At 41.4% G+C, this 12532-nt stretch carries 13 protein-coding genes; all 13 read right to left on the bottom strand.

Annotation, left to right across the window (positions count from 1 at the left end; all coding sequences use genetic code 11):
• Nucleotides 1-171 precede the first annotated feature (171 nt).
• The 13 genes from ABD006_RS10545 to ABD006_RS10490 all read right to left on the bottom strand — a co-directional run bounded on the left by ABD006_RS10545 (nt 172) and on the right by ABD006_RS10490 (nt 12500).
• Entirely contained in the window at nt 172-750 is a 579-nt protein-coding gene (locus ABD006_RS10545) for a C40 family peptidase (protein WP_343840668.1), read from the bottom strand.
• 131 nt (nt 751-881) lie between these two features.
• The gene (locus tag ABD006_RS10540) at nt 882-1067 is read right to left on the bottom strand and encodes a hypothetical protein (RefSeq protein WP_343840666.1); all 186 of its coding nucleotides are present in this window, start codon (nt 1065-1067) and stop codon (nt 882-884) included.
• Between the two features lie 13 nt (nt 1068-1080).
• Nucleotides 1081-1815 (bottom strand): YwaF family protein, encoded by a 735-nt coding sequence (locus tag ABD006_RS10535; protein ID WP_343840664.1) that lies wholly within the window; start codon nt 1813-1815, stop codon nt 1081-1083.
• 134 nt (nt 1816-1949) lie between these two features.
• A complete protein-coding gene (locus tag ABD006_RS10530) occupies nt 1950-3053 on the bottom strand; it encodes a CapA family protein (protein ID WP_343840662.1) in 1104 nt (367 codons plus the stop codon).
• A 178-nt stretch (nt 3054-3231) separates the two neighbouring features.
• Nucleotides 3232-4320: an AI-2E family transporter gene (locus tag ABD006_RS10525; RefSeq protein WP_343840659.1), complete on the bottom strand. Its 1089-nt coding sequence runs from the start codon at nt 4318-4320 to the stop codon at nt 3232-3234.
• Between the two features lie 205 nt (nt 4321-4525).
• Nucleotides 4526-5812: an MFS transporter gene (locus ABD006_RS10520; RefSeq protein WP_343840656.1), complete on the bottom strand. Its 1287-nt coding sequence runs from the start codon at nt 5810-5812 to the stop codon at nt 4526-4528.
• A 413-nt stretch (nt 5813-6225) separates the two neighbouring features.
• The gene (gene pqqE / locus ABD006_RS10515; RefSeq protein ID WP_343840653.1) at nt 6226-7344 is read right to left on the bottom strand and encodes a pyrroloquinoline quinone biosynthesis protein PqqE; all 1119 of its coding nucleotides are present in this window, start codon (nt 7342-7344) and stop codon (nt 6226-6228) included.
• A complete protein-coding gene (gene pqqD / locus ABD006_RS10510) occupies nt 7322-7645 on the bottom strand; it encodes a pyrroloquinoline quinone biosynthesis peptide chaperone PqqD (protein ID WP_343840650.1) in 324 nt (107 codons plus the stop codon). The genes pqqE and pqqD overlap by 23 nt, the downstream gene beginning before the upstream one ends.
• A 46-nt stretch (nt 7646-7691) precedes the next feature.
• Entirely contained in the window at nt 7692-8432 is a 741-nt protein-coding gene (pqqC, locus tag ABD006_RS10505) for a pyrroloquinoline-quinone synthase PqqC (RefSeq protein ID WP_343840647.1), read from the bottom strand.
• A 2-nt stretch (nt 8433-8434) separates the two neighbouring features.
• Nucleotides 8435-9352: a pyrroloquinoline quinone biosynthesis protein PqqB gene (pqqB, locus tag ABD006_RS10500; RefSeq protein WP_343841494.1), complete on the bottom strand. Its 918-nt coding sequence runs from the start codon at nt 9350-9352 to the stop codon at nt 8435-8437.
• 81 nt (nt 9353-9433) lie between these two features.
• Nucleotides 9434-9535: a pyrroloquinoline quinone precursor peptide PqqA gene (pqqA, locus tag ABD006_RS18010; protein ID WP_425542213.1), complete on the bottom strand. Its 102-nt coding sequence runs from the start codon at nt 9533-9535 to the stop codon at nt 9434-9436.
• 437 nt (nt 9536-9972) lie between these two features.
• Nucleotides 9973-10692 (bottom strand): OmpA family protein, encoded by a 720-nt coding sequence (locus ABD006_RS10495; protein ID WP_343840645.1) that lies wholly within the window; start codon nt 10690-10692, stop codon nt 9973-9975.
• Nucleotides 10689-12500, bottom strand: coding sequence for a MotA/TolQ/ExbB proton channel family protein (locus ABD006_RS10490; RefSeq protein ID WP_343840643.1), 1812 nt, complete (start codon nt 12498-12500; stop codon nt 10689-10691). The genes ABD006_RS10495 and ABD006_RS10490 overlap by 4 nt, the downstream gene beginning before the upstream one ends.
• Nucleotides 12501-12532: the final 32 nt, after the last annotated feature.

Below are 12532 nucleotides of genomic sequence, written 5' to 3'. Positions count from 1 at the left end.
AGAAAAGCGGAGGCGAGCGTTTAGGCCCCACGGCATAAGCAGAAGATCCGGAGAACAAAAAAGCCTTATTTGTATAAAGAAATACAAATAAGGCTTTTTCTGCCAGTTTTCTGATTTTTATATAAATATTATGAATAGCTGGATCGGAAAATAGATCAGAAAACAGTCCTGCTAAATCTGGAGCATTTCGTCCTGCAGAGAGACGGACTCCTGCTCTTCTAAATGGTCTTCATAAATGCTTAAAGGTCCTTCATAAACCTTTTTCAGCAAACGAGCGGTTCGGTATTCTCCCGGCGTAATAAGCCCCAGAGGTTTTTCCCATAAACGAATCCCTGCCATATTTAAAACGGTAGCTACAAACTGAGAGCAAAAATACGCATATTTCCGCTCCAGCGATTTGCCAAATGGTATAGTAGCAATTCCCAAAAGATTATATCGGTAGTTGTGTTGATTCAGTTGAAAATGACGAATGACCTTTCTCATTTTTTCCTTCTGACGATCACTTACTTCCAGTTCGAAAATTTCACAGGTTGTGTCGGGAAATCTGGCATAAATTCCGTGCTTCACATTTTCTTTTACAAAACCCGCTCGAAGTGGATTATAAGCCTTTTTCCGTCCAAAACTGTACAGCTCAGTCAGTTCCTTATCAAGCGATAGGGACACATGATTATAAGGCTCTTTCGTATAAAGGCGGATGGTCTGGGAAAAAATTGTGCCTGTTTTCGTTAATACTATGTAAACTTTAGCCATTTTCCAAAAAACTCCTCTCTGCCTCTTCTAAACTATACAGGATTTTTTCCAATCTATCCACTATATTTTTGCAATTTTCCTAATAATAAGTCTGGAGGAGTAGATTAATGGCTAAAAGAGACGATTCTTTTCTACTCTTGATCCGTCTCCTTTTGTTTATCCTTTCTTATTTCCCTTAACAGAAGTGAAATAAAGGAAATAATGGTGAAAATAACAAAGAAATCCGGCTGAAAGCGTCCATCCAGCAGATATCCGGATCCATACCCAACTGCTATTCCAATTACAATCGAAATAAGCAGCATCTTCATAATAGACATCTGTCTTCCCCTTTCATATGTCCTTACTGTCTAGATTTTTTATTAAAAGAAAAGGTAGATATAATAGCAAAAAAATAAATGCAGCGATGATCTCCAGCCATAAAATATACCAAGGGAATTCAGGTAAATAGTCCAGCAAGCTTGGATTCGCAGGCTTGTGAGCCAAAAACATGTAATTGGCTCCAATCCACCGGTTAAAAAAGAAAATAACAACCGCTATTCCATTTAACACCAGCATCGTCCTCCACACCGAATGAATGGTTACCCGTTTTCTCTCAACGACGATCATGTAGATGGACGCCAAAATGATGAAAATATGGGCAATAAAAAAGTGAAAATATCGGTAATGGGGAAAATCATAAAATAATTCCGGGGTGATCAGGGCTTGCAGGGCACCTCCAACTCCCAGAAAATAGACGATTTCAAACCATTTTTCTGAACGTGTCACAAGCATAACAATGCTCATAATTAAGGATAAGGAGCACAGCTGAAGCGGTAAGGTTTCCCGAATATCCCATTCTCCCGCTGTAAGGTACCAGAGATTTAGAGTTGCCTCACTTAAAAGTAAAACGGCAATCAGTATGTATCGTACCCATGTATGCAAAAGAGAATGATTTCGGATGTACTTTCCAAAAACCATGAATACAATGACGAAAAGTACCCCATTGACCAGCATAACCAGGTGAGAGGCTGAAAACAGCGAAAATGGATCTCCTGGATTTTCATAGGAAAAATAATCCAAAAACATACGAGTGCCTCCACGTACCGTTTCCCAATAAGGAAAAGAATGATTCGAAAAGCTGTAGAACTCCTTATGGTTACTCAAAAAGTATGACATATTCTGAGGCATTCGTCTACTTTACAGGTGGAGTGAATTGGATATCAGGAGGAATAAATATGTGTGCCTTCCCGTCTGATTTCAAAGGACAATTCCTCCAATTTCTGTAATATCCGTTCTTTTTCTTCCCTGTTAAGAGGATGAATCTGATTTGAACGTATACGATAAGGCGTAAATGCCATCGTTAGGTTGTCTCCGTCTATTTTCAGTGTCAGTACACCTGTTTCCGCCGTATTTCCCTGAACATAATCCGGGAACAAAAAATTCCCTAAAGAATAAGCAATCGGTTTATTCTGATAATACTCAAAGCCCTGTAAAACATGAGGATGTGCACCTATAATTCCATCTGCACCTGCATCAATCATTTTCCTCGCATAATCCCGCTGCCACGCCTCTGGCCGGACATTGCCTTCCACTCCCCAATGGATGTATACAAACAAATAGTCGGCATCCCCTTTTTCCTGTTTGATGGTATTCAAAACCTGCTCCTGCTGATAGGCACTGGCAATGACCGGTCCCTTTCCTTCATACCAGCGTACAGCCGGTAAAAAGCGGGAAAACCCTAAAAACTTAATCGTCCTCCCTTTTATCTCTATTGTCTGTGCTTCATAGGCCCTGTCCCGATTAACCCCTGCCCCAAAATATTTCAAATCGTGTTTGTTCAAATGTTTAATCGTATCCTTAAATCCATCCTTCTGATAATCCAGTGCATGATTGTTCGCAAGGGTAACCATATCAAAACCCGCCTGCTTGATCCCTGACAAGGCTTTAGGATCTGCTTTGAAATTATAAAGCTGGACTGTATCCTTTTCCTGCTCCGTCGTTACGGCCGTCTCCAGATTAAGAATGGCATAGTCGGATTTTCTTACTTCCTTCTTTACATACTGAAAGGGATAATCCGGCCCCTGCTGATTGATAGCTGATCTTATGGAACCATCAAACATCGTATCACCTGCAAACGAAATGGAGATAGGTTCTTGAGGTATGAGAGGCAAAGGGGATTCAGGCATTGATTTCTGTAAAACATCATGCTCCAGCGAGTGGTGGTAGGCGTAGGTTTTCCTGCTGTCTTCTTGTCCAAACAAAAACATTCCCATAAATAGCAGAACAAGCAATATCCCGGCACCAATGAACCCAACTTTCTTCATATTCCTTCCTTTCCTGAAATCATCCTGCATATCATCACAGGACAATCTCCCTATGTTTTTCTTATTTCTGGTATATGCAGAAAGGAAGATTGATAGAAGTAAGAACTGCAGCCGGCCTTTTCCAGACATTAAAAAAAGGATGAAATGATCATCATTTCATCCTTCATGAACAGGATATTTAAGCCTTCTCTACTTTTGTCTGTTTGTGGATATTCCAGAGTCGATAAATATGCTGGACAATAACTTTTCCTACAGCATAGGAAGGAATGATTAAAATCATCCCAAGAACCCCTGCTAAGTTCCCCCCGACTAATACTAAGAGAATAATCGTCAGTGGGTGAACATTCAGGGATTTACCCATCACGACCGGGGAAATCAGATTACTCTCGGCCTGCTGGGCAACAACCATGACGATAATGACATACAGAGACATGATCGGGTCCTGGAACCAGCCGGCAATGACAGCTGGAATGGCTGCAAGGAACGGTCCTAAAAACGGAATCACATTCGTGACCATTCCAAATAAAGCCAGTAAAAGTGAATAATCGAGGCCAATGATGAGATAGCCAATAAAGAGCACAATCCCTACAAAGGAGCTTACGATTAATTGCCCCTGTATGTAGCTGGCAATAGCCTTATCCATATCTCCCAGAACTTCTCTTATCTGATGGGACTGTGTTTTTGAAAAGTAACGGGTAACATTGGGAACAAATTTTTCCTGATCACTTAATAAATAGAATAAAATAAACGGTACAATGACCAGGGAAACGATAAAGCTGACAACATTGCCTAAAACAGAACCTATATAATTTCCTGTTGACATCAGGATATCCTCAAGCCGGGTACTTACATAATCAATGGCATCCTTCACATATTGTGGAAGCATTTCCTGATTGGCCTGCCAATAAGTGATGCCCTGTTCCACCACATCCACCATTTCCGGAATATTATCAATCAAATTCGAAAATTGCTGATGGACCACGGGTGCAATAACGGAAATAATAAAGGTTAATAGACCGATAAAAATAAGATAAAGAAGCAAAATTCCCAGTTTCCGGGGTACCTTTATTTTTTCGAGCAAATGAATAAAGGGCCGGAATAAATAGAAGAGAATGCCTCCCAGTAAAAATGGGATAAATAACGTCTGAAAGAAAACGACTACAGGCGTAAAAACGAACTGCACTTCATTAATCAGCCAGATAATCGTTAAAAACAGGATAATCCCTATACAAACACGAAACCACTTAGTTTTTGTTAAATCCATCATATCCTACCATTCCTATTTCAAATTTCCTTTTCTACTATCTTACCATTATTGCTAAATTTTTCATTATCTATTCTAAAAAAATATTATGAAATTTGCTATTCCGACTGAATTTGAAATAGGAGCAGACTGGTTTAAGCTGAAGTTGTGATGGTTAAAAATTTGATTTGGAGACCATATAAGGGTGACTGTTCCCTTAGAACGAACATCACCCGGATGAAACATTCACTTTCATTCTGGCATCATAAGAGCTGAAAATTTTACCATATAAAAAAGCAAAACTGAATTGTAAGCCAGATGCTAGATAAAATGGCAGTGAAAGTGAACCTAACCCATATAAGTACCCTGCTATATACGGCCCAATTGAGATAGGCAGTCGCATGGAAAAAAGATTAATACTAGATGCGAAACCACGGCGCTTTCCACGAGTCAGACTGACACTTAACGCTTGTTGAGCCCCTTGTGTCCCCCGATTTAAAGCTGTTCGGAGGATATAAACGATTGAGACAAGAGCGTAAGAGGATATGATTGGCATTAAAATCAAAAGCAGGCTTGCAATGAACCGAATAAACACAACGGATTGAACGGTTCCATGTTTATGAGAATGTCTTGCTTGTAAAATGGAGGCAACACCTGTTGCAAAAAAGGTCATAGCCAATGTACCCCCAATTTGAGTGCTGCTAACCCCAAATTTTACTGAAAACCAATAAGACATCATTGGTCCTGTTAATCCAATGGCAATCCCATTTAGAACATTAATCAATGCAAGTTTTAAGATCGCAGCATTTTCTTCTTTTATTATGTTTTCTTCCCTATTCCCGGTTTCCTCACTACCAAATTCCTCATGTCTGGATTCCTGCTGTTTTATACTGCTTTCTTCCCGAATGGTTAAAATAATCAAAGTAGTTACAAGTGAAAAAACAAACGTGAAATAAAATGCAAGTCGGTAAGAGGAAATTCCAGAAATATGATTTCCTCCTGTGCTTAAAGTCCCAATCAGTAATGCGCCCATCGCCATTCCGAAAAAACTAAGAGCATTATTAAGACTATATACCCTTCCACGTTCAGTTGCAGGAATAAAGGAGGCAAGCCATGCCTGTTCCACCGGGGCAAACGGACTGGACGAACCTGCATCAGCTTTCCCGAAACCAGCAAGTGTGATGGCAATAAACAACAAAACAGGGCTTGTTGAAAGGATTCCTATTAATGCACACCCAGCTGTTAATAGTTCAGAAAAAAGTACGAATGGTTTCCTGCCTGATCGATCACTAAAAACACCGATGAATGGTGCAAGCAGAACACCGAGAAGACCACCAGCAGCGAGCACACTTCCGATTGCTACTGAACTCCACCCTAATGCGCCGAGGTATAAAGCTAAGATAACAATCATCATACCTTTTCCAATACTCCGTATGGCATTGACCAGCATAAGTTTTCTAACCGCTGGATGTATGGGTTTGTTTTGTACATGATCTACTTTTACTTCACCTAACATATATTACCACTTCATTCCTCACTTTATTGTAAAATTTATCATGAAGGTTTATGTACGCTGCTAACTTTGCTAAGTTCAAGCAACCCTATCTATTATTCCAGTCTGTACTGCCATTTATGCACAAACGTTCCAGTCTCCTGGTACGTTAAGAACAAAGGCGGAAGCGCCCGTTTAGCGACGTACGGACTGGACTGAGCCGGAGGAGATAAAACAAACACGACGAACAGCGTGAGTCGATGTTGACTTATCGGACAGAGGTGAAGGAAGTCTCGCTAGTCGCTGGGCGCTGGAGCCGGACGTCGCCTCTCCCTATTTTTTATCCACAAATCAGTAATTTTATAATTTCCTATACCATAAAAAAAGGTGCTAAAGGTAATTTTTGATCACCTCTAGCACCAAATATGTACTCTTCCCTATTTTAGCTTACGGGCGTATTGCCGATAAATTATGGAAGATGACAGCTTTTCCGTTTTGCTATTCGTATCCTTTACAGCCTTTTCAATAATATGGTGGTGTGGTGCCCATTGACAAACTGGATCGGTTGCATAGGCATCCCCGGTCAAAGCAAACGCCTGACATCGACATCCGCCTCCATCCACGTGCCTCAGATCACATGAACGACAAGTTTCAGGCATCCATTCTTCCCCACGGAATTGATTGAAAGACTTTGAATCATTCCAAATATAGCGCAGGGATGACTCCCGCACATTTTCAAAGAAGAGACCCTCAATCATCCCGGCAGTTGGGCAAGGAAGGACATCCCCATTCGGTGCTACCGTAAGTCCAATCTGTCCCCAGCCCCCCATACAAGGTTTGGGGGTCGATGCGTAATAATCAGGAATAACCCAAATCATTTCCATTTCATTTTTGAGACGGGCTTTTGCTGCTTCATAAACTTCACTTGCCCGTTCGATTTGCTCTCGAGTTGGTAAAAGCTGGTTTCGATTGAGTAAGGCCCAGTTATAGTACTGTGTATTAGCTAACTCCACACGTTCTGCTTTCATTTCCTCCGCAAGGGCAATAATCTTATCTAAGTCATCAATGTTTAAACGGTGTAAAACAAAATTCAATGATAAATGCATGCCACTCTTTTTTACCGCTCTGACCGCTTCCCGTTTCCTATCAAAGGCCTTATAACCACCAATTCTATCCGATTGTGTTTTTTCACCTGCCTGAAAGCTTATCTGCACGTTGTCTAAACCCGCTTCTTTAAGGTGTTTAGCCTTTTCCATTGTTAATCCGATGCCACTTGTAATTAGGTTCGTATACATCTCTAATGAATAAGCGTGTTGAACGAGAACATCCAGGTCCTTCCATAAAAGTGGCTCACCACCAGAAAAATGAACCTCTACAACCCCAAGTTCTGCTGCTTCTGATAAAACATGAAGCCAGTCTTCTGTTGTGAGTTCCCTTTCCTTCTGTATCATTTCGATCGGGTTCGAACAATATGGACAATGCAAGGGACAACGATGCGTTAATTCAGCCAGTAACGAGTAAGGAGGCTCGACTCTATTTGTCTTTGACTCTATCATATTGTATCACCACCCATCCATAATCTACCATGTCATGGAGAAACTGAGTGATTTCTCTCTTCATTTTTTCGAAACTGGGTAAGGCTTCTGTTTCTGTGTTTTCTGAACCTTCCATAAGTGAATCCCTCAATTTCCCGGTGATGGTGTGAATCGTTTCGTTTCCGTCACAAAGAGCCAGAATAGAAGCAGCCGTTTCGTTTAAGACCACAACCTTTTCTGGCAGCAAAAGAAGATGTTTTTCCCTTATCTGATCATATTTTAGTCTTCCTTTTGTTGAAAGCTTTGGAAAACTGGCAGTCAAAAATTATTCCACCACCAATCTTTTTAAGTTTCCTAAAAAAGTGCTTTTAGTGAGGAAAAGCGTGTTCGATTGCATCAAGCTGCGCCCACAACACATCACACTTAAAACGTAAAGCATCAATCGCCCGCTGTTGTTCTTCGGGGGTCTGGCAATAGTCCATAACAATCTTAAGTGCAATATTCGTATCACGCGGTGCCTGTGTTAAGCGATTATGAAAGTACCCCAGTCCTGAGTGATTAATCCAAGGATATAAGTCTTCCAACACCTGAATTCGATTTGAAATGAGGTCAGGAGAAAATAGTTCAGTTAACGAGGAGGCAACAGCTTCAATCCAAGTTTTTTCCTGCACAAAGTTAACGTAGGCATCGACGGAAAATCGAACCCCAGGGACGATATGGTCTTCTTCTAATAGTTCCTCCCGGGACAACCCGACAGCTTCTCCCAGTTTTAACCACGCTTCAATTCCTCCCTCACCCTCATTTCTACCATCATGATCAGTTATTCGCTGGATCCAATCCCGACGGAACTCCCTTGATGGCAGTTTCGATAAGATCACTGCATCTTTTATCGGGACAGATTTCTGATAGTAATATCGGTTGGCCACCCAGCCCTGAATTTGCTCACGGCTTAATTTTCCTTCGTGCATGGCCACATGAAAAGGGTGTTTATCATGATAGAACAAACGCCCCACATCTATTAATTGCTCCTTAAATTCTGCCTGAGTCAAAGGCTTTTCTCTTTTTTTAATCTCCTTATCCTTACTAATGAATCCGCCCTGCTCTATCATTCTCAAACCTCCAGTTCCATACCTTCATAAGCTATCTCAAACCCATGTTGTTCCAAAGCATACGCTTCCTTTGAATCCTTTCTCAGAATAGGGTTGCTATTATTAATGTGAATCAGGATTTTTCGTTCGGCTGAAAACGATGTTAATTGCTCCATTATCCCCGATGGACCACTAATCGGTAAATGCCCCATCTTTTTTGCATTTCTTTCCGTTGCTCCCATTACAACCAATTCCTCATCCGACCAAAAGGTTCCGTCAACCATTAAAACATCAGCTTTCTGTAGACAAGATTCTATTTCGGGAGTGATGGTTTCGATTGCAGGGAAATAGGCAATACATTTACTGGAAATCTCATTATAAAAAAGCAAACCCACCTCCCAAACACCTTCTTCGCCATCATTTCCCCCATTTGACTTGGCATAAAGTGGCGGTTTTCTTGAAACAGGGACAGTCTCAACAATTATAGATCCTTCATCTGGGCTTCCAATACGTTGTTTTCCATTGTGGTGAAGGGTCTGCCATTCCCATGTGCAATAATTTTGCAGCATCGGCTTCACTGGGAAAGATGAATGTAAACACTTCTGTACAGTATCCGTTCCATATATGGTCAAATGGGAACCTTCTCTAAGTGATAATAAACCAATGGTATGATCAAGCTCAGCGTCAGTTAAAATAACACCAGACAAAGGTGTTTCCCTAATTCCGCGACCCGCATGCAGCGAGGCAAATGACTCAATTTGCCTGCTTACATCCGGGCCTGCATTGATTAGATACCAGTCCTTATTATTTGTACTTACTGCAAGAGAAGACTGTAATAAAGGCCTAAGCTCACTTTCTCCATCACGAACATCACGACAATTGGGACAAGCACAATTCCATTGCGGGAAACCTCCACCCGCCGCTACACCTAAGACTCTAATACGAATTTTTCTTCCATCCTTTCAACCATATTTACAGCATGTTTCCCCATCCACATACTATTTCAGCTTGTTAACTACAAATTATTGTCCACGCTTTTTTGACCGAAACCCCTTACTGATGTACGAATACATGGTCACCTCTGAAGCCGTATTAATTATTTTGTACTCGGGTGTCTTCCACATATCTTTCACCCCCTTAAATGACAGCAATGGTTATGAATAATAGCCATGGTGTGCTTATTTCACCATACGAGATTATTTTATGATGGCAGAAACCCTAAAATAACCAAAACCTTTACGTAAGAGTTGTCCAACAAATGACCACAGCAACGAAAGACGAAAATATGAAATATGAGGAGTTATACTTTAAGGAGGGCTTAACAATCATGAGTCTGCAAAAGCTGATAGGATAAATAAAGCGCAAGAGTCGGGAGCTTATATATTTTATAAAAACGGCTGGAAGGTCGTATGAATATGTCCTGGAATAAAAAAGAGCATAGAAAAGCGCCTGGATTGACGTAGTGATCCAGGCGCTCTTTAATGGAATCAACATGGTTCCTAAAGATGCCTAACTAAGCCGGGTATTTTTTATCGGGATAAAGCCTCAGCAGTAAGAAGTTTTATTGTGTTTTCTCATTTAGATCACTCAAGACCCCCTCCATCTGTTCATTCATGGAAAGGCGGAATTTTAGTTCCACCCGTCTGGACTGGTCCATATCCTCCTGTCCATCGACGAGAATCGGATGACTTTCAGACTTGCCTATCGCTGAAATTTTTTCACGCAGGGCATCCTTATGGGGAAAATCCCCGAACTCATCACTTAAAATGTAACGGACAATACTGAAGGCACGGTCCTGTGAAAGCTCCAGATTATACATATAGGAGCCGTCGGAATCAGTATGGCCTTCAATTAAAATCGCATCAATTTTATCCCGATTTTTCTCATTCAGCAGAACCGAAGCATAGACAGGGATAATTTGTTTGAGCTGCTGCTTAAACTCAGGTTTTAAATCGGATTTATTATAGTCAAATAGAAGATCACTATCAAACTTAATGGCACCGGATTCCTTGTCGACTTGAACATCCACCCCTTCCTGCTGAAAGGCCATGGATAGCTGTTCAATCATGCCCCGTTCATAGCCAACGAGCGAATCGATAATCTCTTCTTTCTCCTGTACTTCCTTTTCTTTCCCTTCAATTTGCTGCTGCTTCGTAAACATCAGCGTAATTAATATCAGCAGAATCACCAGCAAAATCGTCGCTAAAATGTCCGTGAAAGCAGGCCAGAAGTTTCCTTCCCGGGTGCTTGCTTTAAATAAACGATTATATTTGGAATTCATGGCCTACCATTCTCCCTGGCACCTATTGTACGAACCGATTGCCTCATGCGCTGATCCCAGTCATCAATTCGGTTCCGTATGTCACCAACAGCATGAATGACCTCCCGATTCGCGTTATGACTTGATTCCATATGGTTGTTAACATAATTATTTACAGCTGAGAACTGACGCTCCATGGCCTGATTGGTGTTCGAGACAAATTGCTCAAACTTCTGGATGCTGTTATCCAGATTTTTCGACATAATCGCGTCTAAATTACGGAAGGCATCATTCATTTGATTCGTCATGTCATTCATCACCTGTTTTAACTGATTCGCCTGATCCTGATTGCTCTGCTTCAGACCGTCATTCACATCACGGATGAGCTGATAGGATTGCTGAATAAACTCCCGATTGGACTTATCCGCCTGCTCAAAGCCGTATTTAATAGCCTCAAACTGTCTGCGCATGCCTTCATTTTGTGAGGAAAAGCTCTGGATCTCATCCCGCAGACGCTGTAATTCGTCCTTTTGGCTCTGGTAAAATTTCATAAATTCCTGTTTTTCCTGTCCTAAACTTGTATATTGATTCTGGAGACGTTCCAGATGACTCTCCAGCACCATGACATTTTCGGCAAAGCTTTTCGTCACATGCAGCAACTGATCAAAGGAACGATCCTGTAAGACATTTTTGATTGTATCTGTGGCTTTCCCGACATTCGTAATATAGTTCTGATTTTTCGTCTCCAGCTGTTCCATACTGTAAGCGACCTTTTCCAGCTGATTGACATTATGGTTGTAAAAGTCCGCCATTTTCTGATACGTCTGCTCCATTTTTTCATCCAGCCGCTCCATATAGCCCTTGCTATCGCTCGTCAATTGCTGTACGTGGGCACTGGTATCTTTGACAAACGTGGAAATATCGCTTGACAGATCCTTCACACTTTCATCCACACTTTTGATGGAGTTTTCCTGTGATTGCAGCTGCTGTAAAAACTGAGTAAACTGATCATTGATATGGTCCATCCGCTTATTGAAGGAATCAGATGCGTCCTCCAGGTTGTCAAAAATTCTGTACAATGTATCTGTGCTCTCCGAAAACTTCTCATTGTAGTCCCGCATATTACTCGAAGCCTGCTCCATAGTGTCGGAAAATTCATCCAGTTCCTCCAGGCTCTGATGCATATCGGTGATAGCTTCCTTTACCTGATTGAGGGAATCCACCATTCGGCTTTCCCACGTATGCTTTCCATAGGACTGAAGCATATTTTCCGCTTTTAACGTCAGCTGCAGCATTAAGTTCTCTGCATCCCAATTCCGGTACACAAAGGTAATGAGAAGGGAAGCAGCAATTCCGCATACACTGGTATAAAAGGCCGTGTAAATTCCATCTAAAACATTCTGAATGGAGGACTGCATATTGGCTCCATTTATATCAAGACCTGACAAGGCACTGATAAGCCCGACGAAGGTACCGAACACCCCGATTAAAATCACGGTAGACCCCGAGGATTGAATTCGTTTAATTCCACTTAAAATACTGGTCGATTGATATGGAGTCGAAAATTTTGACATATAGGATTCCACAAAGGCCTGCACATCCACATGATCATCTTCTTTGCTGTTGGCCCGGTCGTATTGCTGCTTTAGTCCCTGCCAGAACTCGCTGTCTTCTACCTTTTGCTCAGCTGAATCCAACTGCGCTCTTAAAAAGGTAAAAATGCTGCGATTCTGCCAGATGACACGCACCGTCACAACGGCTAAAAATACAAACGTAACAACAATAATCATCCGTGCAAAATCATTACTTGCCGGCAAAAAATCAAACACCTTCATCCCCCCTTGTACGCTGAAACTTGGAA

This window comes from Salinibacillus aidingensis (assembly GCF_039522525.1).
GTDB lineage: Bacteria > Bacillota > Bacilli > Bacillales > Alkalibacillaceae > Salinibacillus > Salinibacillus aidingensis.
This window is presented reverse-complemented; position numbering and strand designations above follow the sequence as displayed.

Coding starts and splice junctions, on each gene's coding strand:
- ABD006_RS10545 (WP_343840668.1), bottom strand. CDS start 750: ATGGCTAAAGTTTACATAGTATTAACGAAAACAGGCACAATTTTTTCC.
- ABD006_RS10540 (WP_343840666.1), bottom strand. CDS start 1,067: ATGTCTATTATGAAGATGCTGCTTATTTCGATTGTAATTGGAATAGCA.
- ABD006_RS10535 (WP_343840664.1), bottom strand. CDS start 1,815: ATGTTTTTGGATTATTTTTCCTATGAAAATCCAGGAGATCCATTTTCG.
- ABD006_RS10530 (WP_343840662.1), bottom strand. CDS start 3,053: ATGAAGAAAGTTGGGTTCATTGGTGCCGGGATATTGCTTGTTCTGCTA.
- ABD006_RS10525 (WP_343840659.1), bottom strand. CDS start 4,320: ATGATGGATTTAACAAAAACTAAGTGGTTTCGTGTTTGTATAGGGATT.
- ABD006_RS10520 (WP_343840656.1), bottom strand. CDS start 5,812: ATGTTAGGTGAAGTAAAAGTAGATCATGTACAAAACAAACCCATACAT.
- pqqE (WP_343840653.1), bottom strand. CDS start 7,344: ATGATAGAGTCAAAGACAAATAGAGTCGAGCCTCCTTACTCGTTACTG.
- pqqC (WP_343840647.1), bottom strand. CDS start 8,432: ATGATAGAGCAGGGCGGATTCATTAGTAAGGATAAGGAGATTAAAAAA.
- pqqA (WP_425542213.1), bottom strand. CDS start 9,535: ATGTGGAAGACACCCGAGTACAAAATAATTAATACGGCTTCAGAGGTG.
- ABD006_RS10495 (WP_343840645.1), bottom strand. CDS start 10,692: ATGAATTCCAAATATAATCGTTTATTTAAAGCAAGCACCCGGGAAGGA.